The following is a 23,262-nucleotide window of genomic DNA, read 5'->3' on the forward strand; positions in this document are numbered from 1 at the left end:
ATGACAGGAGTTTGCGTGAATCAGTTTCCCACCGCCGCCGGCAAGGTCGAGAACTCGCCTTACGAACGGCTTGCCGCCCTCGGCATTGCGCTTCCGCCGCCGCCGCCGCCGATCGCCAATTTCGTCACGCACGTGATCGAAGGCAATATGCTCTACCTCTCCGGCCAGGGCCCGCGCGAGGCCGATGGCTTCATGCATGCCGGCAAGGTCGGCGGTGGGGTCAGCGTCGAGGAGGCCTACGGCCACGCGCGGCTGACCGGCATCAACCTGCTGGCCGTCATGCAGGATGCGCTCGGCGATCTCTCCCGCGTCAAGCGGGTGGTCAAGCTGCTCGGCATGGTCAATGCCGTGCCTGATTTTGAGGATCATCCAAGCGTCATCAACGGCTGCTCGGATCTGCTGATCGCAGTCTTCGGGCCGGCCGGCGAACATGCCCGCTCGGCCGTCGGCTTCGGCTCGCTGCCCGGCAACATCACCGTCGAGATCGAGGCGATCGTCGCCTTGCACGGCTGACCAGAGCTCGACACACTTGATCGACCGCACCATGTTTCGTTTTCCGACCCAGAATCCTGGAGATCTCCATGTCCACTGATATCCGCCCGTCGCTCGGCCTTCGCCCTGTCATCAATGTATCGGGTACGATGACCAGCCTCGGCGCCTCGATCGTCGTTCCCGAAGCGATCAGCGCGATGGCATCGATCCTGCCGCACTTCGTCGAGATCAACGACCTGCAGCGCAAGGCCAGCGCCGTCATCGCCCGGCTGACCGGCGGCGAGGCGGGCTTCGTCACCGCCTCCTGCTCGGCCGGCATTTCGCTCGCCGTCGCCGGCGCGATCACCGGCAACAATCTGCTGGCGATCGAGAGGCTGCCGGATGTGGTGCCGGAGAAGAACGAAGTGCTGGTGCAGATGGGCCATGTGGTGAGCTATGGCGCACCGGTCGACCAGGCGATCCGGCTTGCGGGCGGCAAGGTGGTGCTTGTGGGGCAGGCTACCTCGACGCATCGCTTCCACATGGAAAACGCCATCACCGACAAGACCGCCGCCGCCGTCTATGTCGTCTCCCACCATGTCGTCGATTACGGCCTCTTGAATCTCAAGGAATTCGTCGAGATTGCCCATGCCAAGGGCGTGCCCGTCATCGTCGATGCCGCCTCGGAATATGATCTCAAGATTTTCCTGGAGCAGGGGGCCGATATCGCCCTTTACTCCGGCCACAAATTCCTCGGCGGCCCGACCTCGGGCATCGTTGCCGGCAAGAAGGAGCTGGTGCGCCATGCCTTCCTGCAGAATATGGGCATCGGCCGCGGCATGAAGGTCGGCAAGGAGAGCATCTTCGGCGTCATGGCAGCACTCGAAGCCTGGGAAAACCGCGACCATGTCGGCATCCGGGAACGCGAGACCAGCTATCTCCACCTGTGGAAGCGTACACTCGATGGTCGCCCCGGCCTCACCGCGCTGATCGAGCCTGACCCGACCAACAATCCGCTTGATCGGCTGCGCCTGATCGTCGATCCCGAGCAGGCGCATATCACCGCTTGGGATCTGGCGGATGCGCTTGCCAAGGGCAGCCCGCCGATCATCGTGCGCGACCATGAGGTGGAGCACCGCTATTTCTACCTCGACCCGTGCAACCTGCATCCGGGCGAGGAGACGATCGTCGCGGAGCGCCTGGCGCAGGAGCTCGACAAGGCGCGCGCCTCCAACGAGATCATCGCAACGCCGATCGAGAACCGCAGCAGACACCGCTTCGACGGTGCGCTGCGCTGGCCGGATTGATCCGCCGACGCTCATCTGTCGCTAGAGGAACCACCATGGCCAGTGTCCAAACCCAACCGATCCAGACGACCAGCGACGTTCTTTCCGTCGAAGGTCTGACGACATCTTTCCTGGTGGACGGTGTCTGGAAACCGGTCGTGCGTGATGTTTCCTTCACGGTGGCGCCAGCGGAAACGGTGGCGATCGTCGGCGAATCCGGCTCGGGCAAGAGCGTCACATCGCTCTCGATTATGCGGCTGCTGCAGGCGGATACGAGTCGCGTCGAGGGCCGCGTCATGCTCGGTGGACGCGACCTCCTGGCCTTGCCGGAAAATGCAATGCGGCAGGTGCGCGGCAACGAGGTGGCGATGATCTTCCAGGAGCCGATGACATCGCTCAATCCGCTCTTCACCATCGGCGACCAGATTTCCGAAGCGCTGCTCTGCCATTCCGATATGAGCAAGGCCGATGCCAAAGCCGAGACGATCAGGCTGCTGGAAAAGGTCCGCATCCCCTCGGCCGCCTCGCGCTTCGGCGAATATCCGCACCGTTTTTCCGGCGGCATGCGCCAGCGGGTGATGATCGCCATGGCGCTCGCCAGCCGGCCGAAATTGCTGATCGCCGACGAGCCGACGACGGCGCTCGACGTGACGATCCAGGGCCAGATCCTCGATCTCATCAAGATGCTGCAGGACGAGGAGGGAACCTCCGTTCTCTTCATCACCCATGACATGGGTGTCGTTGCCGAGATCGCCGACAGGACGGTGGTGATGTATCGTGGCGAACAGGTGGAAAGCGGCGCCACCGCCGATATCTTCCACCGCGGCAAACATCCCTATACGAGAGCGCTACTATCAGCCGTGCCGGTGCTCGGCTCGATGCAGGGCAGGCAAAGGCCGCTGCGCTTCCCCGTGGTCAATACAGCAACGGGTGAATCGGACATTCCTGCTGAGGTCGCCGATACGGTGGCAGCGACGCCGGTCCTGCAGGTGAAGAACCTCACCAAGCGTTTCGACATTCATTCCGGCCTGTTCGGCCGGCTGACCAGCCGGGTGCATGCCGTCGAAAACGTCTCCTTCGATCTTCACGCCGGCGAGACGCTGTCGCTTGTCGGCGAATCCGGCTGCGGCAAGTCGACGACCGGCCGCGCCATCATGCGGCTGATCGAGCCGCAGGCCGGTTCTGTTCTCGTCGAGGGCAGGGAGGTGCTCGGCCTCGACCGGAAGGATCTGCGCGAGATGCGCAAATCCGTACAGATGATCTTCCAGGATCCCTTTGCCAGCCTCAATCCGCGCATGACTGTTGGTGCTGCGATCGCCGAACCCTATCTCGAACACAAGATGGGCAACGCGAAACAGGCGAAGGACGTCATTGCCGATCTTTTGGTGAAGGTCGGCCTGTTACCGGAGATGGCGGCGCGCTATCCGCATGAATTTTCCGGCGGCCAGCGCCAGCGCATCTGCATTGCCCGCGCGCTTGCATTGCAGCCGAAGGTCATCGTCGCCGACGAAAGCGTCTCGGCGCTCGACGTCTCGATCAAGGCGCAGGTCATCAACCTGATGCTCGATCTGCAGCAGAGCCTCAACCTTGCCTTCCTGTTTATCTCGCACGACATGGCGGTGGTCGAACGCGTCAGCCACCGTGTGGCGGTGATGTATCTCGGCGAGATCGTCGAGATCGGCCCGCGGGCATCGGTCTTCGAAAATCCGCAGCATCCCTATACGAAGAAACTCATCGCGGCAGTGCCCGTGCCCGATCCGGACCGCCGCCACGAAAAGCGGATGGTGGCGAATGACGAAATCAAGAGCCCGATGCGCCCGGTCGACTATCAAACGCCAAGCGCCTCTTACCGGGAGGTCGGGCCGGGGCATCTGGTGATGGCCGAGCGGTAGTCGAAGGCCGGATAGCCGGATCGGCCTAACGAGCAGAAGTTTCAAGGGTGAGGATTTGGGAATCCATGCCTTTCCGTCAGGGTGGCCAGGATATTGTCCTTTTCGGAGATAAAGGCCCGCCCACGGTACACGCCGGTTTGGTGGACGGAGGTTGCTCCGTCTGCAAGCAAAAGTAGGGGCAGTGACTGATTTTCCTCTCCAACCAGTTCGATGACCGGCAATCTTGGGCGAGGCCATGCAATTCGCTCGATATCAAGTCCTTGCGCGAGGTCCGGAAAGGATGCCAGCACGCCTTCCATGAGCGCGCAATGCCAGCAGTAAAAACGTTCTCCTGGGTAGGCGGGATCTTCGAAGCCCGGGCGAAGTATAAAGAGCCTATCCCTGTTCATCGCACATTTCCCTTTCACATTGACGTGGCACGCCGATCGCTTCCGGATCTGACGGCCACTATTCCATCGCCAGGATCATGTTGCGCACGACGGGATAGATCTCTCCCTCCCAGCGGCGGCCGCTGAAGACGCCGTAATGTCCGACATTGGCCTGAAGATGATGGCGCTTCAGATGCGGGCGCAACGAACGACAGAGATCGTGCGCGGCCGAGGTCTGGCCGAGCGCGCAGATATCGTCGCGGCCGCCCTCGACGGTCAAAAGCGCCGTGTTGCGGATCTGGCCAGGGTCGACCTCGCGGCCATGGTGGGTGAGGTCGCCGGTCGCGAGTTCCGCCTTCTGGAAGACGCGTTCGATGGTCTCGATGTAGAATTCTTCGGTCAGGTCGAGCACGGCGAAATATTCGTCGTAGAACTTCTTGATCTTGCCGGCCTCGGCCGTCTCGCCCTTCGCCAGATGGTCGTAAAGCTTGCGATGGGCGTCCTGGTGGCGCTCCATGTTCATCGACATGAAGGCGACGAGCTGGAGGAAACCGGGATAGACGCGCCGTCCTGCACCCCGATAACGCCAGGGAACGCCCGTGATCAGCGAGTTCTCGAACCAGGCGAGCGACTTCGATACGGCAAGCTCGTTGACCTTCGTCGGGCTTTCGCGCGGATCGATCGGCCCGGCCATCAGCGTCATGGTCCGCGGGGTGGCTGGATGCCGCTCTTCCGACATCACGGCAACGGCGGCCAGCGCCTGTACGCAGGGCTGGCAGACGGCGAGGATATGAGCGCCGGGGCCGATTTCCTCCAGGAAATGCATGATATAATCGACATAGTCGTCCATGCCGAAGCGTCCGGCCGACAGCGGCACGTCGCGGGCGTTCGCCCAGTCGGTAATATAAACGTCGTGATCGCGCAGCAGGGTCTGCACCGTGCCGCGCAGGAGCGTCGCGAAATGGCCGGACAGCGGGGCGACGACCAGCACCCGCGGCCGCTTTGCATCGGTGTCCGTTGCAAAGCGCAGCAGCGTGCCGAAGGGCATGTCGAGCACGGTCTCGACGGTGACGGGCACCACGCGATTGCCGATCATGACCGAGGTAATAGCGAAATCCGGACGTTGGTGGGTGATCTCGAAGCGTGAGATCATCTCCAGCGCGGCGGCGAAGTGCCGTCCCATTTCGCTGCCGGATCCCCAGAGCGCTGTCGCCGAGAAGATTTGCAAGCGCCGCGCCAGATCGCGGAGCGGCGCGATGAGATCATCCTGGAACTGATAGGCCTGGTAGAGCATGGCCGAAATCTCCCGCACTGCCGCATCGATGCGGCGGTGCAAAAAATGCTAGTGGAATATGTCCTGCCATGCGAGAAGATTATCGAGGAAGAAGCAACATTGTCCGACAAGGATACGAGCCCGATGTCGCAAGCTGCACTGACGATTTCCTCGAAGAACTACTCCTCTTGGTCTCTGCGCGGCTGGCTGCTGTGCCGGATGGCGGGACTGGACTTCGCCGAAGTGCTTGTGGAGATGGATGACGAGGCGCGCCAGGAACTGCTTCTGCTTTCACCATCGGTTCTGGTGCCGAGGCTGACGCATGACGATGTGACGGTCTGGGACACGCTGGCGATCGCCGAATATCTCCACGAAGTGACGCCCACTGCGGGGCTCTGGCCCACTGAGCGCGCAGCGCGCGCACGCTGCCGGTCGGTCTCGGGCGAGATGCATTCGGGTTTCCATAACCTGCGTTCGGCCTTGCCGATGAACCTCAAGGCGCGGCATGCGAGCTTCAAGATATTTTCGGGCGCGCGGCCCGATGTCGAGCGCGTCAAGGCGATCTGGACCGAATGCCTCGAGGCAAGCGGCGGCCCCTGGCTGTTCGGCACCGCGCCGACCGTGGCCGATGCGATGTATGCGCCGGTCTGCACCCGTTTCCGCACCTATGCGGTGGAATTCGAACCGCAGCTCGAAGCCTATGTGGAAACGGTGCTGTCCTGGCCGCTGATGGGTGAGTGGACCGAGGGGGCGATGGTCGAGCCGGACGAGATCGTCGAGTTGGAAGTCGAGTTCTGACGGGAACGCAGGCGGTGCGGCTCCGCATCGATTTTCACGCGACGAATTAAGAGTTGCCTGCAAGGTGAGCGGCGCATAAATCAGATGCAGTGCCACATGCCGCGAAATCTGGACCGATGAACAACAACGACTATTATTCCAAACTCGGCGGACTGCCGCCGCAGACCGAACTGCTTTCCAGCAAGGCCGTTTTCACCACGGCCTACGCGGTCATCCCGCGCAGCGTCATGACCGATATCGTCACCAGCGTCCTTCCCCATTGGACGGGGACACGGGCATGGGTCCTCTCCCGGCCGCTCTCCGGTTTCTCCGAGACCTTCTCGCAATATGTGATGGAGGTTCAGCCGGGCGGCGGAAGCGACCGGCCGGAGCCTGACAAGCGGGCCGAAGCGGTCCTGTTCGTCGTTGAAGGCGAGATGACGGTGGAACTCGACGGCGTCAGCCACGCGCTGCGCGCCGGTTCGTTCGCCTATATTCCGGCGGGTTCGGTCTGGCGCCTGAAAAACGGCGGCTCGACTGCGGCAAAATTCCACTGGATTCGGAAGGTATTTCAAGAGGTCGAGGGGCTGGAGCCGCCGCCGGCGATCGTCACGCATGAGGACCAGCACCCCATTTCGGCAATGCCGGACACCGATGGACGCTGGGGGACGACCCGGTTCATCGATCCGGCCGATGTCCGCTACGACATGCACGTGAATATCGTGACTTTGGAGCCGGGTGCCGTGATCCCCTTCATGGAAACCCATGTCATGGAGCATGGTCTCTACGTGCTGGAAGGCAAGGCGGTCTATCGGCTGAACCAGGATTGGGTCGAGGTCGAGGCCGGTGACTTCATGTGGCTGCGCTCCTTCTGCCCGCAGGCGTGTTACGCTGGCGGCCCCGGCCGTTTCCGCTACCTGCTCTACAAGGATGTCAACCGTCACATGACGCTCTGGTAGGATCTATCGCAGAGGGACGATGAGGCTCGAAAGCGAACGTCTGATTTTGAGACCCTGGCGACCGCAGGATCGCAAGCCCTTCGCTGCGATCAATGCCGAGCCCGACGTCGTCCGATATCTCAATCCTCTGACCGACCAACAGTCGGATGCGATGCTCGACCGCATCGACCGGCACTTCGAGGATCATGGCTGGGGGTTCTGGGCGCTGGAGGAGAAGGCAAGCGGCCAGTTGATCGGCATGTGCGGCCTCGCCAAGGTTTCGCCGGCTTTGCCGTTTGCCCCTGCAGTCGAAATCGGTTGGCGGCTTTCAGCATCGCGGCACGGCGCCGGCTATGCGCGCGAGGCCGCGGAACGGTCTCTCGACTTTGCATTCAACGATTTGAAGCTTGACCGCATCGTCAGCTTCACCGTGCCCGCAAACAGCAGTTCCTGGGGTTTGATGAGACGACTGGGGATGAACCGGATCGGTGAGTTCGATCATCCCAATTTGGCCGAACGGCATCCGTTGCGCCATCACGTGCTCTATGAACTGCGATCATCAAACGGTATTTGAAAGGCGGATCTCAGGGGAGGTCCCAGCCGAATTCCTAAAACAACTAGGAGTATGTTCATCTAGTGAGAGCAATCTATGATTGTGAAAGTGGCGTAATCTATCTTATGGAACTGAGTTAGCGCTGCTCGCAATCTCGTTTCATTGGGAACCCCATGGCGTCCGACAGTCAAAATTGCGACAAAAGTTCGAGGCGCTTGCCTCGTTGAAGACATTCATCGCGGAGAAGTCGGAACTGTTTTGCTGGGCGCTCGTTAAATCCGCGCCGGGGGAACCAGAGATGACCAGGTCGAAATTTGAATGGCTTGCACGGGCCGGATACAGCGCCCGAGGTATTGTGTTTTTGCTCGTTGCTGCGCTGGCAGTATTTTCGAGCTTCGGCGGCGGAAAGGCCGATACCAAGTCAGCGCTCGACGCTGTCTTGGAACAGCCATTGGGCCGGGTGTGGCTGGGCTTGATAGGGCTCGGGCTACTCGGCTTTGTAGCATGGCGGCTTGCCCAGTCCATCGCAAACGCAGACAACCATGACCACAGTGTGAAAAGCTACCTGATCCGTGCCGCCCTCCTCGGGAGCGCCGTGACGTACATGGGGTTGGCAATATACGCCTTTCAGGACGCCCTTGGTTTTGGATCCGGTGGCGACGGCGGAGAAAAGGGCTTAGCAGCCTGGGCCATGTCGCAACCGTTTGGTCGATTCCTGGCCGGTGCGATTGGTCTCGGGTTTGTCGTTGGTGGTGCTGTTACCGCGCTGAAAGGTATCACACGGCGATTTGAGCGATATCTGACGCTCGGTCAAAGCCGACCTCTGTTATTGATTTGCGTCTATGGGCTGGTTTCCCGTGGGGTCGTTTTCGTGATCGTCGGCATCTTCTTTTGCTATGCGGCCTTCACCGTCGATCCGGGCCAGGCGGGAAGCATAAGTGATGCCTTGACCTTCGTGAGACAGCTTCCTTTCGGAGCTGTTCTCTACCTCGTCGTGGCTATCGGCTTGGCTGCGTTCGGGATCTATAATTTGGTCGAGGCACGATATCGAACCGTGTCGACACCAAAACTCTCGCAGGTACGGTCGGAACTGCCACTATCTCACAACTGAGAAGCATTGAGAAAAGTCATGTCAACTTTGATGTCCATGACGGCTTTGGCTTCGGCGGCGCTGGTGCTCATGCGTCCAACCCGCGCTTCTGCAGCGAGCGCGTGCGCTTTGAATGCCGTTGCCTCGGTTTACGGGTGGTGGGAGTTCTTCATTTAGGGGGGGATCTAACTTGAGTGTCGCGACCACGCATGAGGATTTCGACAGCCGCAAATTTTTTGCAGGGATTGCACGCGGTATTGCTGGAGCATTGCTTTTCGCGCTGCCCATGTTCATGACCATGGAAATGTGGGAGCTCGGCTTCTACATGGACCGCAGCCGCCTGTTTCTCTTGTTGATCGTCAATATTCCTCTCCTCGTTATTCTCTCGGACCGGATCGGATTTGAGCGGACGTCGACCTGGCGACAAGCGATCCGTGACGCAAGCATTGCCTACGGCCTTGGGGTTCTGGGCAGCGCACTGATCCTTATCGCCATGGGGGTTCTGAAATACGACCAATCTCCGCACGAGATTATCGGAATAATCGCCATCCAAGCCATACCTGCCAGCATCGGCGCGATGCTAGGTAGGAGCCAGCTCGGCGGACAATCGGACGATGGTGACGATGCCAAGCAAGGCGATAGTGATGACCCAATCCACGAACGGGAAACGAGCTACGCCGGTGAACTATTCCTGATGGCGGTCGGCGCCCTGTTCCTCAACCTCAACGTCGCGCCCACCGAGGAAATGATCTTGCTCTCGTACAAGATGACGCCGTGGCATGGCCTGCTCATGATCGCCGCCTCGCTGGCAGTCATGCATGGGTTCGTTTACGCCCTTTCTTTCAAGGGGAGCCACGATCTCGCCGAGGGTATGCCAAGCTGGCACGCTTTCGTTCGCTTCACCCTGCCGGGCTACGTAATTGCCGGTCTGATCAGTGCCTATTGCCTCTGGACGTTCCATAGAACCGATGACATCGGGTCTACCCAAATCCTTATGGCCGTTGTCGTTCTGAGCTTTCCCGGTGCCATTGGCGCGGCAGCAGCTCGCCTGATCCTGTGAGGCACCATGACAAAAATCTTCAACGACAAAAATGTGGAAGCAGGCGAACCGCATTGGATTGAATGGGCCACGGGCGTCGTCTCGGCCGTAATTGTCCTTGGCGTGATTGCTTGGATTGGCAAGGATGCATTGGTGGACCGTGATTCTTCGCCGAATCTGGTCGGGGTCGTGCTGCAAACCGAAAAGCGCGGCGGTGGCTTTCAGGTCCTCTTCGAAATCCGAAACGATTCAAGCGCGACTGCGTCGCAGGTAACCGTCCAGGGCGAGATACGAGAACAAGGTTCGGTGCTTGAAAACGTCGAGACCGTCTTGGACTATGTCCCGGGACACTCGAAAGCCAAAGGTGGGCTGATATTCCAGCAAGACCCCGCCGGGAAGACTTTGACGGTCAGAGCGTCCTCATTTGATGAGCCATAGTCGAGATGCTACGTTTCGACGTCCATCTCGCCGCCGGTGATGCCTCCGCTGCTCTTAGATAGCGCTGTTGACGGCAGATAGCGCGGCCGCACTTCGTTCTCTCGAGCCAACCCATTCAGCGTTGTCGATTTGCTGCAAAACTAGTCAGTTGGTGATTGCCTTTCGCAATGCAACACACAATTTCGGCACCATAAAAGCGATTCATACTTTACAAAGACATCATAATCTGTGAAGTAGTGCACAACTTCACAGATGGGACTGATGCCTTGAATCCGACACGCTTTGCCACCCGCCTCAATTCATTCGCTTCCGCTGCTCATCGGGAATGGCCGGGCCAGTCCACAAAGCCGTCGGTCATGCAAATGGCCGAACGCGCCGCCCGGGTGAAAGGTTTGACCGACCTCGACCTGAACTATCCAGACCATGTCAATGAAAATCCGGCGGAACTTGCGCAAAAACTCGGCAATCTCGGGCTTTCAATCAATGGCTTCGCTATGCGCTACTACACAAGTCCTGCCTTCAAGCTCGGCGCTTTCACACATCCGGATGAACCCGTCCGGCGCGAGGCGATCGATCTGACGAAGAAAGGGATCGATGCCGCCCGTGAAGCCGGGTCGAAGCTGATGACGATATGGCTTGGCCAGGACGGCTTCGACTATTCCTTCCAGGTCGACTATGCGAAGATGTGGCAACACGAACTCGATGGAATCCGTGAAGTATGCGCGCACGATCCCGATTGCCTGATCTCGATTGAGTACAAGCCGAACGAGCCTCGCTCTTATAGCCTGATGCCGGATGCGGCCACGACGTTGCTCGCCATCAAGGACGTCGGCGCGAAGAACCTGGGTGTCACGCTGGACTTTGCGCATGTCCTCTATGCAGACGAGCAGCCTGCACATGCGGCCGCCTTGATCGCCCGCCACAGCCGCGTGCTCGGCGTCCATCTCAATGACGGCTATGCAAAGCGCGACGACGGCCTGATGGTTGGTGCCGTCCACACGCTTCAGACCATCGAGTTGCTCCGCCAGATTCGCCGCGATGGTTATGACGGCGCGATTTATTTCGACACGTTCCCCGATATGACCGGGCTCGATCCGGTTCATGAATGCGAGGTCAACATCAAGACCGTTCAGCGGATGTTGAAGGTCGTCGACCGCCTCGAGCAGGACAATCGCCTCGCAAACGCGATTGACCGACAGGACGCCGTTTCCACGCAGGCCATCGTACAGGAGCTGATGTTCGGCGCGGAGCACTAAACCACCAAACCCTCCGGGAGGAATACATGAAGAGATTTTTCGCTGTGGCTTTCGCCGCAACCCTTTGTGCTGGCATCACGATGGCACAGGAACTCAAGCCGCTGAACTCGGATTCCGAGCCGGACCGCATGGCCTGGTCGGCACTGGAAGCCAAACACGGCGCAATGCCAAAGCTGCCCGACGGCCTCAAAGTCGGCGGTGTTTCCAAGACGCTGACTAATGAATATTGGCGTTCGCTCGGCGAAGGATACCAGAAGCTCGCCGACAAGCTCGGCGTAACAGTGGCCTATCAGGCGGCCCAGAGCGAAGGCGACCAGCTCGGTCAGTTGACGATCGCCGAGGGTATGGTCACCCAAGGCTACAATGTCTTGCTGGTCTCTCCGCAGACCGACGCCAATCTCCAGCCGGTGATTGAGCAGGCCAAGGCCGCCAACGTCCCTGTCGTCAACGTCAATGACGCAGTGATCCCGCAGGCGGAACACTATGTCGGCAACGTTCAGCGTGACAACGGTGTTCGCGTCGCAAAGTGGTTCATCGACAACCGTGCCAATGGTGGAAAAGTCGCCATCATCGAAGGCCAAGCGGGCGTCTACGCCGCCGTCCAGCGCACCGACGGCTTCAAGAGCACGATCGAGGACGGTGGCAAGTTCACTGTCGTCGCGAGCGTGCCGGGCAATTGGGATCGCCAGACATCTTATGACGCAGCGACCAATATTCTCCAGCAGCATCCCGACCTCGTCGGCTTCTACTGCAACAATGACGGCATGGCGCTAGGCGTTGTCGAGGCTGTGAAGGCTGCGGGCCTGCAGGACAAGGTCGTCGTCTTTGGCACGGACGGTATCTCCGATGCCTACAAGTCGATCGCAGCGGGCGAACTGACGGGTACGGTCGACAGCTTCCCGGTTTTGACCGGTGAGGTAGCGATGGAGGTCGCACTCCGCCTCGTCGCAGGTCAGAAGCTGCCGCGCGTGGTCGCAACACCACAGGCTCTCATTACCAAAGACAACATCAACGACTTCCAAGGCGAAGGTGTCGATGTGCGCTCGGTGCTGATGAAAGCGGCTGGAAACTAAACGTCTCTCACGCGGGACGGCCGGCATGGCCGGCCGTCCAAATTCTCAAAGGTTGGATTTCCATGGCTACTCCCAGATTGGCGTTCGAGAATATCTCCAAGGTCTTTCCCGGCGTCAAAGCGCTCTCCGACGTCTCCTTCGAGGTCGCGCCCGGTGAGATCCATGCACTGCTCGGCGAGAACGGTGCCGGCAAGTCCACGCTGCTTCGCATCCTGTCCGGCGTCTTTCGCCCAACGGAAGGGGAAGTGAGGGTTGACGGTGCCGCCCATCACTTCAGGCGCCCCGAAAGTGCTCGCCAGGCCGGGATCGCCATGATTCACCAGGAGCTTCAACAGGTGCCGCATCTTACTGTGGCGCAGAACATGTTCCTCGGTCACTCGCTGACCCGTTTCGGCGGCATCGTAGTCAATCGCCGGGAGCAAGAACGGCGCGCAGCCGAGGCGCTCGCGATGATCGATCCCTCCATCAATCCCGCCGCTCCCATTTCCTCGCTGAAGGTCGCGCAGCGGCAGGTCGTCGAGATCGCCCGCGCGCTCTTGGACAAGGCGAAGATCATCGCCATGGACGAACCGACGTCCAGCCTGACACCGAGCGAATTCGACCGACTGGCCGAGATCATCGAGCGGCTGGCGGCGACCGGCGTCTCCATTATCTACGTGTCCCACAAGATGGACGAGGTGTTCCGGATCTGCCAGCGCGCCACGGTCATGCGCGACGGCAAGGTCGTCGGGATGGTCGATCTGAGGAAAACCGCAACGGCCGAGGTCATCGCGATGATGGTTGGCCGCGAGCTCCTGGCCGAGGACCATCACTCGTATGCGACGAACACCGTAAGCGTCGAGGTGCGGAACCTCAATTCGGCGCGTGTCCGAGATATATCCTTCGATCTTCACAGCGGTGAGGTTCTGGGCGTGGCAGGACTTGTCGGTTCCGGCCGGACTGAACTCTTGCGCGCGCTCTCAGGTGCCGACAGGGTGACGTCGGGAACCGTGAAGGTCGACGGGAAGCTGCTGACGCTCTCCGATCCGCGCGCGGCCATTGCCGCGGGCATCGGTCTCCTTCCCGAGGAGCGCAAGCGCGAAGGCATCATCCCAGGCCGGTCCGTCACCATCAACATGGCGCTGCCCTCCATGAGCCGCTTCTCGAAAGGCGGGATCATCAATCACCTGAGGCTCAAGCGGACTGCAGAAGACCTACTCAGGCGCGTCAACCTCCGGCCATTCCAGCTCGATCGGCAGATCAGGTTATTCAGCGGCGGCAATCAGCAGAAGGCGATCATCGCACGGTGGCTGGCGGCGGGTTCGCGCATTCTGCTGTTCGACGAGCCGACGCGAGGTATCGACGTCGGCGCGAAATCCGAAATCTACCACCTCATCGAGGCCCTCGCTGCAGAAGGTCATTCGGTGATCGTCGTCTCCTCCGAGCTTCCGGAAGTGATGCGCGTCTCGGACCGAGTGCTTGTCATGCGCGACGGCACGATCGTCGCCGAGCTTAGTCGCGACCAGCTATCCGAAGAAACCATCGTCTCCCATGCCGTTGGGAAGGCCGACAGTCGCCTTGGCGCGGCATGACCCACAGGAACAATTCCATGTCTGACACAACCCAGAATGCCGCGGTGCCCTCCTCCAAACTCTTCGGATCGTTCTCGGTGCGAGACGCCGGCACCTTGATCGGACTGATCGCCATCGTGGTCATTTTTGGATTGCTGGCTCCTGACTTTCTCTCCCAGCGGAATTTGCTCAACATTCTGCAGCAGTCGAGCATCAATGCCTGCCTGGCCCTCGGGATGACGCTGGTGATCATTTCCGGCGGCATCGATCTCTCGGTGGGACCGACCGCGGCAATAGCGGCGGTGATCACGGCGACGCTGCTTGTTGCCGGAATTCCCGTTCCGCTCGCGATGCTGGCCGGTCTCGGGATTGGCGTTCTTTGCGGCCTCGTCAATGGCGTCCTCGTGGCCTATGCCGGCCTGCAACCTTTCATCGTCACCCTCGGTACGCTGAGCACCTACCGGGCCATTGCGCTGATCTATACCGGCGGAAATCCGGTGCTTGGCGTCCCCCAGGGTTTTCGCGCGCTATTCAACGGCTCCCTGATGGGCATTCCCAATCCGGTTATCATGGTCGCGGTCGTAGCCTTTCTCGCCTGGGTGCTGCTCAAGAAGACGCCCCTCGGTGAATATCTGCTTGCCGTCGGCGGGAACGAAGAGGCCGCCTATGTTGCCGGCGTGCCGATCGCCGTCACCAAAATCACCGCCTATGTGATCTCAGGTGTCCTCGCCGCCCTGGCCTCCATGATCCTGATCGGTCGCCTTGGCGCAGCAGAGCCCATCCTTGGCAATCTCTGGGAACTCGACGCGATCGCGGCGGCCGCTATCGGCGGCGCCTCACTCATGGGCGGCAAAGGAAGCATCGTCGGCACGATCCTCGGTGCGATCATCCTCGGCGCGATGCGTAACGGACTGACGTTGATGAACGTTCAGGCCTTCTATCAACTTCTGGCCACTGGTCTTATCATCCTTGTCGCGATGATGATCGATCGCGTCACAAGGGGTAGAGGATGAATTCTGCAAATGATCTCAAGGCGGTGGGTCCGCGCATCCGGATGATGATGCCGCAGCTTACCCCTTTGGAAGCCCGGGTCGTGGAAACGGTGTTTGGATTGCGCGATTTCTCGGAGGACACCTCGCTCAAGGACATCGCCGCTGAGGCCGGGGTCTCCGAAGCCATGGTGGTGAAGATCACCAAGAAGCTCGGTTTCAATGGCTACCGGGATTTTCGTTCGGCGGTGTCGAGCTACAACAAGCTTCCGACGGCGGAGATGCATCAGGAGCTTTCCGTCGAAGATAGCTCGCGGGAGATCATTCTGAAGGTATTCCGAACCTCGATCCATGCGCTTGAGGAAACGCTGGCAATTTTGGACGTCGATGCTTTCGACCGGGCGGCGGACCTCCTTACGAAGGCTGGCCAGAGGGATTTCTACGGCGTCGGCGGGTCTGCCCAAATCGCGCGCGATGTCGCCCATAAGTTCCTGCGGATCGGGGTGAGAGCGAATGTGCAGGACGATTCTCACATGATGCTGATGTCGGCGTCGTTGCTCGGAGCGGATGACGTGGCGGTTGCCTTCTCTCATTCCGGCAATACTACGGCGGTGATCGACGCATTGCAGCTGGCCAGAAAGAGCGGCGCGCGGACAGTCGCCATCACCAATTACGGTGGTTCGCCGCTCGCCCAGATCGCCGATATCGTTCTTTGCTCGACGGCCCAGGGTTCGCCTCTGATGGGCGAAAACGCCGCCGCCCGGATCGCCCAGCTCAACATTCTCGACGCGCTCTTCGTCGCGGTCGCTCAACGCAACTACGACGCGGCGGAAAAGAACCTCGAAAAAACGATGTCCGCGGTAGCATCGAAACGCAAGGACAAGATCATATGACGACCGCCTCCCCCTCCGTTATCGTCTTTGGAAGCCTGCACTACGACATCATGGTGCATGGCCCGGCGCGACCGCGAAAAGGCGAAACAGTGACGGGGGAGAGTTGGCATCCGAAGTGCGGCGGCAAGGGCGGCAACCAGGCGGTTTCGTCTGCAAAGACCGGCATCCGGACCGCGATGATCGGCGCGGTCGCCGATGATGCCTTCGGCCGAGCGCTGGTGGAAAATCTCGATCGGCAAGGTGTCGATAACCAATTCGTCAAGGTAGCGGACAGTGGCGGGAGCGGCATGAGCGTGGCGATCTTCGACCGCGAGGGCGACTATGGGGCCGTAATCGTGTCCGGAAGCAATCTCACCCTCGGACAATCGGATGTGGATCGAGCATCGGAACTCTTCGGCGAGCAAAGTGTCCTTGTTCTGCAGAACGAAGTCCCTGACGCCGCCAATGTCGCCGCCGCCAAAGCGATGAAGTCGGCCGGAGGGCGGGTCATCCTCAACGCGGCACCGGCGCGCGATCTGCCTCTCGCACTCTCCGAACTGGTCGACGTCATCGTCGTCAACGCGATCGAAGCTGAACAGCTGACCGACGTCGCCATATTCGACTCGCTCGCGGGCGCTCTTGACGCTGCGCGTCTGCTTGCCAAGACGTATCCCGCCGCAGTCGTCACAGCGGGCGGCGAAGGCCTTGCCTGCGCGACGAAGCCAGGCCAGGAATTCTTGATCGAAGCCATCAAGGTGAGGCTTGTCAGCACCCACGGCGCCGGGGACGAATTCACCGGCGTGCTGGCCGCTGAAATCGCAGGTGGGACTGGACTGGAGGGCGCGCTCCACGCCGCTAATCATGCAGCCGCCGTGCTAGTCAGCACGCCGCGCGAGACCGTTCGATAACTGATAGTCGGCATTCCGACAGGAGACGTCGATTGTTCTCGGAGTCTTTATTGGTCAGGCCGTTCGTCCAAGGGTGGAAAGTGCATCCTGTAGTCTAAGCGCCGCCAGCGCCTCGGTTGCCTCGTCTGAAGACCATCCCGCTTCCAGCGCCGCAGACAGGACCAGCGATTCCGTTTGAAGCTCAAGCTTCTCATAAAGTGGCTCGATGGCTTCGCGCGCAGTTACAACGTGCTGGTCTGGTGGGGTGATGGGTGTGGCGGCAACCGTAGGCATGAAATGCTCCTCCTATTGAACGCTAAGGTTCGAAACCCGTTAAGGGCATCCTTGTTCCATTCATATTGCCCTTTTGGCCTTCGAGCGGCGATGCGAAAGATGACGACGCCACATATCGCGCAATTTCTTCCACCTCAGAAACGCGCGAACGATGATTGCCGGCGGGATCTTCTTGTGGTCGCCGACAGTCCCCTGCCTGGTGATAGATGCGTTCGGGTCGAGCAGAAACGCGACCAACGTGCTTGCACTCTGCGCCTCTACTTCGAGCTTGTCATCCGATAAATGCAGCCCCTGCTCGCCTTCGGCGAACGTCTGCTTATTGACGACTACGGAACCGCTGAAGACATAGAAATAGAGGTCTCGGCCTCGTTTCTGCGGGAATTCCACCCGTACGCCCGCGTCTAGCCGTATGTCGAAGAAGTCGATCGCGCTGCGGACATAGAAGGGCGCGCCCTCCCCTTCCGGCCCGACCAAGTGTCGCCAGACGTTTGCCGCGGCAGCCGGCATAGCTCCGTACTGGATCTTCGGCTCGAGATCGACGGCACGAGGGCGAACGAGGATCTGAAGCATTCGCAGAGGCGGATCGGATGCCAGCGTCTCTTCGGAATGCCAAAAGCTGACCCCGGCATTCATCACCATCAGATGATTACGGTCGATCACCAACCGGCCGGCGGCCTTGTCGTCGTGACGCATGACGCCGTCGGGCACCCAGGAAATGATCTCGTCGTTCCGGTGCTCATGCATCGCAACCAGGCGGCCAGGGTCGAGGATGGATTCAACGACCATGGCGAGAGGGCCCTGGCCGTGATCGGTCGGCTTCGGCTTCAACCAGCCCGGCATGTTGACATGTGCGACGAAGCCTCCCGCATCCCGCACCACGAATGTTCGTTCGCCCTTGATCAGCATCGCATCCTCCATGCTTGCAAGGCAGTGACGACACCCGGCCATTAGCCATCTGCCGGAAGGGCCCGTCAATGGAAAGGATGTTTGTCGGACCACGATTGACGCCAGGCAGGAAATCCGCTGAGACGTACCGTCCTAATCAGGAACCATGGTCGATGCATTCGTCCACGCGAGAAATCCGTCTTCGAACTGCATAATTCAAAGTGCTGCTGCGTCCTTTGCGGCTCTCGAAAAGACGCAGCGGCGCTGTAGTGACAATTTGAAAAATATCGGGCGCAATCGATTCTTTGACAGGATCTGCAATGACTACCGAAGCACGTAATTCGCATCCCATCTACTTCATCGGAGCCTTCGCCACGGGCGGGCTCCTGACTTTCATGGTGCACCTCAACGGCGAGTTGGCCCGTTATGGCAATCCCCTGTTCTCATCTTGGACTGCGCACGGTACAGGCATCATCGCAGCCGTTATTCTTCTCCTGGTGGTTCACCGCCGGCGCACGCCGTTGGTAGAAAAAACCCCCAACGCACCTTGGTGGGCTTATCTCGGGGGGATATCCGGCGCGGCAACGGTCATTCTGACCTCGACTGCGGTCAACTCGCCGCTCGGGCTCTCCGGCACCTTGGCTTTGGGTTTGGCAGGCCAGGTCGCCTTCAGCGTCGCGGCCGACAGTTGGGGACTGTTCGGTCTGCCAAAGCGGCGTCCGGATATGCGGGACATCGTAGCACTCGGCTTGGTCGTCACTGGGGCTGCACTCATCATCCTGTTTGGGCGAGGTGCGGCATGACGGTGTTCATTCTCCTCGCGTGCCTGGGTGGTGTGCTCGTCGGCCTCAGTCGTCAGCTCAATGGGCGGTTGAGCATATCGACGACGCCGCTGATCGCATCCTTCTGGAACCATGCCATAGGCTTTGCTGCACTCACCTGCCTTGGTCTCTTTGTCGGAGGTCTGCTTCCTGCGGGCGCTGCCGAGGCGCCTTGGTATGCCTATCTGGGTGGTTCCATCGGCGTTATTTTCGTGGCGGCGGGCAGTTGGGCGATTGCTCGAATAGGCGCGGTGAATTCGGCTCTGTTGATCATCGGTGGCCAGATGGTGACAGGGGTGGTGCTTGATTATGCGCGCGACGTTCCAGCGTCATTTTGGGCGAACGCGACCGGAATTGTTCTCATCGTCGGCGGAATGATGGTCAGCCGGAGACGACGCAAAGCCGGTGGCGCGCAATAGCCACGAGACGGATGGACGGCGGGGAATGGCGCCCCGCCCCCGCAGCATCTCTTAGGCGCGGTGTTCTCAGGGCAGAGTTACCGGCTATGAACCGATGCAGGCATCACATCGTCGGGGATCGGGCACACATAGGCTTTGCCGCTGGTCTTTTCCCGCCACTCGGCTGTCGCGGCTGCCAGGAGGTCGGATGACGACATCAATGCGAGCCCCGTGGTCGCAAGCGTCTTGGCCGCATGCGCCATGGCCCTGTGCGCGGCCGGGGTTTTTCCCTGCGCAACGACTTGCCAGGTATGGGGATTGGTGCCGATCGCCCAGGCTGGCGCCCAGCATTGCGCGGTTGGCGTTACCCAGCTGACATCGCCGACATCGGTCGATCCGGCCCGGAAATGTGATTGTCCCTCGAAATCGCGCAGGCCGGTGTGCAAGGGCGTCGAGCCATCGACCCTGGCGTTGGAGAATACATCGCCCTTGATCTGATAGAGACGGATGCTGCTCCTGATCGCCTCCTGCGTGAAGGTATCCTGGATTTTCTTGGCGAAGGCGATGTCGGCCTCGTCGAAGGCTATCGGCCCGAGCGCGACCATGTTCTCGTGCATTGCCGTTTCAAGCGTGATGTTGGGAAGAAGGTTCGTCGAGGCCGTGTCGAACACGATCTCGACGGCGGTTTCGGTCATCATCGCCGCACCTCGTGCAACTTTCTCGACGCGCCCGGCAAGCTCAAGAGCCTGCGGCATGTCAGGCGCCCTGATCAGATAGAGAACCTCGGCGCTGGCCTGCACGACATTGGCGGCCCTGCCGCCGGTGTCGGTGATGGCGTAGTGAACGCGACAATCCTGCGGCATGTGTTCACGCAGGAAATTGACGCCGACATTCATCAGTTCGACCGCATCGAGCGCCGAACGGCCGAGATGGGCGCTGTTGGCAGCATGGGCCGCGACACCCCTGAAGCGATAGTAATATTCGAGAACGGCAAGATTGTTCGTCGAGCGAACACCGTTGAACGGAGCCGGATGCCAGGTCAGGGCGGCATCGACGTCGTCGAATGCGCCGGCACGAACCATGAAGGTCTTGCCGGAGCCGCCCTCCTCTCCCGGGCAGCCGTAATAGCGCACCGTTCCGGGCAGGTTGTTCTCCTTGAGGTGGCGGGCAAGCGCAACCGCCGCCATCAGCGATCCGACGCCAAGCAGATTGTGCCCGCAGCCGTGACCGGTTGCTCCCGCCGCCTCGGGAAGAGGCTCGGCCAGGTCGGCGGTCTGGCTCATTCCGGCCAGGGCATCGAATTCTCCGAGGAAAGCAATCACCGGCTTGCCGCTGCCGACTTCGCCGATGAAGGCCGTTTCCATGCCTGCGACGTTGCGGCGCACGGCAAAGCCGTTTTCCTCGAGTGTCCTTGCCAGTAATTGCGACGAGCGCCGCTCCTCGAATTTCAGTTCCGCGAAGTCCCAGATACTGTCGCTGAGGGCGATATAATCCGGCTTCATCCTTTCGATCGTCGCGGCAATGGAGCTGATCGCGTCAAGATTCATGGTATTCCTCGTTGTCTGCCCTGCCGCCACAGGGACGTGTTGCACCGGACCCGGCAGACTGCCTGCCGGATCTCCTGTTGACTGTCGAAACGGGATGGCGGCGCCCGACCCACCGGGCGCGGCAGTTCAGGCTCAATTGTCGAGCGAAACTTCCCAAAGACGGGCATTCGATTGCCAGACGGGCTGGCCCTTCAGCTTCTTGGTCGCGCCCCAGACATCGACCATGTCATAGAGGAAGATGCCCGGCATTTCCTTGAGCATCAGCGTGTGAAACTCGTCGAAGATCGCCTGACGCTTCGTCTGGTCGGGTTCCGCATAGGCCGCCCTCATCAACTCGACGGCCTTCGGGTCATCCCACATCAAGGAAGCATTCTTGTCCTTGTTGCCGACATAGAAGCCGTACATCAGCGCCGGATCGAGCCGCGGCGCGACCGATTGCGAGATGATCTGGTAGTTGCCGGACCGGCGGCGATCGACCTGCGTCGCATAGTCGAGCACCTCGATCTGCACATTGAGACCTGCCTGCTGCATCATGGCCTGCGCCATCACCGCGGCGGGGAAGCTTGGCACGTTGCTGCGCTTGTTGGCGATGATGGTAATCGGCTCGCCCTTGTAGCCCGCCGTCGCAAGCTCTTTCTTCGCGGCCTCGATGTCGTAGGGCAGACGCTCCTTCTGGACATCGTCGAAATAGAGCGAGTCTTGCGAAACCATCGAACCGTTGGCTGCGCCGGTGCCATTGGAGGCGGCCTCGACGAGCTGGTCGAGATCGAGTGCCATCGCCATGGCGCGGCGCACCCCGGGATTGCTCAGAACCTTGTCGCGCGTCTGGATGTAGAAGAGGTTTTTGCCGTTGTTGCGCGCCACGATCAGTTGCATCGTATCGCTGGTCTTGAATTCGGGAATGAGGTCCGGCGAAATCTCCGCGGTATCGAGCACCCCGGACTGAAGGCCGGCCTTTACGGTCGAAGCATCGGGAATGACCATGAACTTGATGCCATCGACGAGAGGGCGTTTGGAGCCGACCATGCCGTCGGGCTTGCCGTCGTTCTGCGGCGAGACATAATCGTCGAACTTGGCGAGATGGATATACTCGCCCTTCTTCCATTCATCCCATTTGAAGGGACCGGTGCCGATCGGCTTGATGAAGCTTCCGTCCGCGCCGACCGATTCCGGCGAAATCATCCCGGTGTAACCGCATTCGGGGCGCGACATCAGGCCAAGGAAAACTGCGGATGGCTTTTCCAGCGTGATGGTGACTGTGGAAGCATCGACTGCCTTGACCCCCGTAACATGCACGGATCCGCTGCCGTCGAAATCGGGAAGGCAGGTCCATTTCGTTTCGGGCTTGAGATAACGGTTCCAGTTCCACACGACGTCATCGGCGGTCAATGTCTTGCCGTTGTGGAATTTGACGTCGTCACGCAGTTTGAAGCTGTAGGTCAGCCCGTCCGCCGAGACTTCGAAGCTCTTTGCCAGCAGCGGCTTGACCTCGCCGTTGTTGGCATAGCCGACGAGCCCTTCGACGATATGCAGGATGACGCCATCGGTATTGCCGTCGCGATTGACGCCCGGATTGTTGCTGCGCAGATCGGAGCTTTGCGCCACGACGATGTCGCGGGCGTCGACCACGCCGGTCATCGCCATCAACATGGTGCCTGCAAGAAGAAGCTTATGCATTGTTCTACCCTCTTTTTATGATCGTTAGGATTGGAATTCATCCCAGCAGGCGCGTGAAAGCCTGCCGATGGTTTCAAGCGCGACCGTGTAGCCGGGGGTGCCGTCCGGCATCTCCTGCGGCACGTCGTCGGTATAGGCGGCGATGATGTAGAAGGGGGAACCGTCGCGATAGACGATACCGGCATTCATGCGGCCGCGCTTTCCCGTGCCGCCCTTGTGGGCGACCAGCACCCCGAAGGGCAGCCGGGAGGGAATGGCATAACGCAGGATCTGGTTCTTCAGGGTTTGAAGCGCATAGGCGCTGAGCGCCTGCGAGCAGCCGAGCCGGTCCGCGGCTTCCCGCGAATCCTGCGCATCCAGGATGGTCTGCAGCAGATAGACCTGATCCCGCGCCGTCGTCGTGGTGACGGCCTTCAATGAATGATCGGGCGACAGCGCCAACGGAGGGATGAGGAAGCGATGGTTGGTGCCCGTCATGCCGATCGACTTGCAATAGCTGTCGACCTCTTCGAGCGTCAGCCTTTCGAACACCATCTTGGTGCAGACATTGTCGCTCAGCACCATCATGCCGGTGATGGCGTCGCGCAGCGATATGACGATACCAGGCGTCAGATAGCGGAACATCCCGCTCGCCACTTCCTCCGCGAAACGTTTTTCGTAGGTGATCCGTTCGTCCAGGTCCAGGCGGCCTTCATGCGCGGCCTTCAGGGCCGCCATCATGATCGAGGTCTTTCGGGTGCTGGCGGAAGGGGTTTCCTCGTCCGCGCCTCTGCCGATCGTTTCGCCGCTGCCAAGTGCACGCACCATGAAGCGCGTCACGAACGGCTGGGCATCGCAGATCGCGTTCAATCGCTGGCCGAGCTTTCCGGATTCAATCATCGTCGTCAT

At 60.3% G+C, this 23,262-nt stretch carries 24 protein-coding genes; 17 read left to right on the top strand and 7 right to left on the bottom strand.

Features of this window, described 5'->3' with window-relative positions; translation table 11 throughout:
- The 3 genes from GR198_RS01890 to GR198_RS01900 all read left to right on the top strand — a co-directional run bounded on the left by GR198_RS01890 (position 1) and on the right by GR198_RS01900 (position 3,649).
- Positions 1–513, top strand: coding sequence for a RidA family protein (locus GR198_RS01890; protein ID WP_027665566.1), 513 nt, complete (start codon positions 1–3; stop codon positions 511–513).
- A gap of 68 nt (positions 514–581) precedes the next feature.
- Positions 582–1,778, top strand: coding sequence for an aminotransferase class V-fold PLP-dependent enzyme (locus tag GR198_RS01895; protein ID WP_164067120.1), 1,197 nt, complete (start codon positions 582–584; stop codon positions 1,776–1,778).
- 35 nt (positions 1,779–1,813) lie between these two features.
- The gene (locus GR198_RS01900) at positions 1,814–3,649 is read left to right on the top strand and encodes an ABC transporter ATP-binding protein (RefSeq protein WP_164067123.1); all 1,836 of its coding nucleotides are present in this window, start codon (positions 1,814–1,816) and stop codon (positions 3,647–3,649) included.
- Between the two features lie 41 nt (positions 3,650–3,690).
- On the opposite strand, the gene GR198_RS01905 is transcribed toward GR198_RS01900, so the two are convergent.
- Both GR198_RS01905 and GR198_RS01910 read right to left on the bottom strand, forming a co-directional pair.
- Positions 3,691–4,038, bottom strand: coding sequence for a DUF3088 domain-containing protein (locus tag GR198_RS01905; RefSeq protein WP_164067125.1), 348 nt, complete (start codon positions 4,036–4,038; stop codon positions 3,691–3,693).
- 58 nt (positions 4,039–4,096) lie between these two features.
- A complete protein-coding gene (locus tag GR198_RS01910) occupies positions 4,097–5,311 on the bottom strand; it encodes a polyhydroxyalkanoate depolymerase (RefSeq protein ID WP_164067620.1) in 1,215 nt (404 codons plus the stop codon).
- 123 nt (positions 5,312–5,434) lie between these two features.
- Between GR198_RS01910 and GR198_RS01915 the strand changes: the two genes are divergently transcribed.
- From GR198_RS01915 to GR198_RS01970, 12 genes are all read left to right on the top strand, one after another.
- Positions 5,435–6,088 (top strand): glutathione S-transferase, encoded by a 654-nt coding sequence (locus GR198_RS01915; protein WP_164067128.1) that lies wholly within the window; start codon positions 5,435–5,437, stop codon positions 6,086–6,088.
- Between the two features lie 116 nt (positions 6,089–6,204).
- Positions 6,205–7,026 carry a bifunctional allantoicase/(S)-ureidoglycine aminohydrolase gene (locus GR198_RS01920; RefSeq protein ID WP_164024798.1) on the top strand — a complete coding sequence of 274 codons (822 nt, stop codon included), beginning with the start codon at positions 6,205–6,207 and terminating at the stop codon, positions 7,024–7,026.
- A 19-nt stretch (positions 7,027–7,045) separates the two neighbouring features.
- Positions 7,046–7,579: a GNAT family N-acetyltransferase gene (locus tag GR198_RS01925; RefSeq protein WP_164067131.1), complete on the top strand. Its 534-nt coding sequence runs from the start codon at positions 7,046–7,048 to the stop codon at positions 7,577–7,579.
- A 202-nt stretch (positions 7,580–7,781) separates the two neighbouring features.
- Positions 7,782–8,669, top strand: coding sequence for a DUF1206 domain-containing protein (locus GR198_RS01930; RefSeq protein ID WP_164067134.1), 888 nt, complete (start codon positions 7,782–7,784; stop codon positions 8,667–8,669).
- A 112-nt stretch (positions 8,670–8,781) separates the two neighbouring features.
- Complete coding sequence (locus tag GR198_RS01935) at positions 8,782–9,708, top strand: TIGR02587 family membrane protein (RefSeq protein ID WP_164067137.1); 927 nt, start codon at positions 8,782–8,784, stop codon at positions 9,706–9,708.
- Between the two features lie 6 nt (positions 9,709–9,714).
- Positions 9,715–10,125 (top strand): TIGR02588 family protein, encoded by a 411-nt coding sequence (locus tag GR198_RS01940; protein WP_130785127.1) that lies wholly within the window; start codon positions 9,715–9,717, stop codon positions 10,123–10,125.
- 266 nt (positions 10,126–10,391) lie between these two features.
- Positions 10,392–11,381, top strand: a complete 990-nt coding sequence (locus tag GR198_RS01945) for a sugar phosphate isomerase/epimerase family protein (protein ID WP_164067140.1) — start codon at positions 10,392–10,394, stop codon at positions 11,379–11,381.
- Positions 11,382–11,407: 26 nt separating this feature from the next.
- Positions 11,408–12,454, top strand: coding sequence for a sugar ABC transporter substrate-binding protein (locus tag GR198_RS01950; RefSeq protein WP_164067143.1), 1,047 nt, complete (start codon positions 11,408–11,410; stop codon positions 12,452–12,454).
- A gap of 62 nt (positions 12,455–12,516) precedes the next feature.
- Positions 12,517–14,025, top strand: coding sequence for a sugar ABC transporter ATP-binding protein (locus tag GR198_RS01955; protein WP_164067146.1), 1,509 nt, complete (start codon positions 12,517–12,519; stop codon positions 14,023–14,025).
- Positions 14,026–14,042: 17 nt separating this feature from the next.
- Positions 14,043–15,017 (top strand): ABC transporter permease, encoded by a 975-nt coding sequence (locus GR198_RS01960; RefSeq protein WP_164067148.1) that lies wholly within the window; start codon positions 14,043–14,045, stop codon positions 15,015–15,017.
- Positions 15,014–15,886: a MurR/RpiR family transcriptional regulator gene (locus GR198_RS01965; protein ID WP_138331411.1), complete on the top strand. Its 873-nt coding sequence runs from the start codon at positions 15,014–15,016 to the stop codon at positions 15,884–15,886. Before GR198_RS01960 ends, GR198_RS01965 begins: the two co-directional genes overlap by 4 nt.
- Positions 15,883–16,773 (top strand): ribokinase, encoded by an 891-nt coding sequence (locus GR198_RS01970; protein ID WP_164067151.1) that lies wholly within the window; start codon positions 15,883–15,885, stop codon positions 16,771–16,773. The genes GR198_RS01965 and GR198_RS01970 overlap by 4 nt, the downstream gene beginning before the upstream one ends.
- 54 nt (positions 16,774–16,827) lie before the next feature.
- Here the strand turns inward: GR198_RS01970 and GR198_RS01975 are convergent, their stop codons facing one another.
- A complete protein-coding gene (locus tag GR198_RS01975) occupies positions 16,828–17,046 on the bottom strand; it encodes a hypothetical protein (RefSeq protein ID WP_003547964.1) in 219 nt (72 codons plus the stop codon).
- Between the two features lie 60 nt (positions 17,047–17,106).
- A complete protein-coding gene (locus GR198_RS01980; protein WP_164067154.1) occupies positions 17,107–17,952 on the bottom strand; it encodes a pirin family protein in 846 nt (281 codons plus the stop codon).
- A 299-nt stretch (positions 17,953–18,251) separates the two neighbouring features.
- Between GR198_RS01980 and GR198_RS01985 the strand changes: the two genes are divergently transcribed.
- Together GR198_RS01985 and GR198_RS01990 are read left to right on the top strand one after the other, a co-directional pair.
- Positions 18,252–18,734 (top strand): DMT family transporter, encoded by a 483-nt coding sequence (locus GR198_RS01985; protein WP_029874864.1) that lies wholly within the window; start codon positions 18,252–18,254, stop codon positions 18,732–18,734.
- The gene (locus tag GR198_RS01990; protein WP_164026881.1) at positions 18,731–19,171 is read left to right on the top strand and encodes a DMT family transporter; all 441 of its coding nucleotides are present in this window, start codon (positions 18,731–18,733) and stop codon (positions 19,169–19,171) included. Before GR198_RS01985 ends, GR198_RS01990 begins: the two co-directional genes overlap by 4 nt.
- A 77-nt stretch (positions 19,172–19,248) precedes the next feature.
- Here GR198_RS01990 and GR198_RS01995 read toward each other — a convergent pair whose 3' ends face one another.
- From GR198_RS01995 to GR198_RS02005, 3 genes are all read right to left on the bottom strand, one after another.
- Complete coding sequence (locus GR198_RS01995; protein WP_164067156.1) at positions 19,249–20,697, bottom strand: M20 family metallopeptidase; 1,449 nt, start codon at positions 20,695–20,697, stop codon at positions 19,249–19,251.
- 132 nt (positions 20,698–20,829) lie between these two features.
- A complete protein-coding gene (locus GR198_RS02000; RefSeq protein ID WP_164067159.1) occupies positions 20,830–22,374 on the bottom strand; it encodes an ABC transporter substrate-binding protein in 1,545 nt (514 codons plus the stop codon).
- A 24-nt stretch (positions 22,375–22,398) separates the two neighbouring features.
- Positions 22,399–23,262, bottom strand: a complete 864-nt coding sequence (locus GR198_RS02005) for a serine hydrolase (protein WP_164067162.1) — start codon at positions 23,260–23,262, stop codon at positions 22,399–22,401.

The organism is Rhizobium leguminosarum (genome assembly GCF_010668065.1).
GTDB lineage: Bacteria > Pseudomonadota > Alphaproteobacteria > Rhizobiales > Rhizobiaceae > Rhizobium > Rhizobium leguminosarum_S.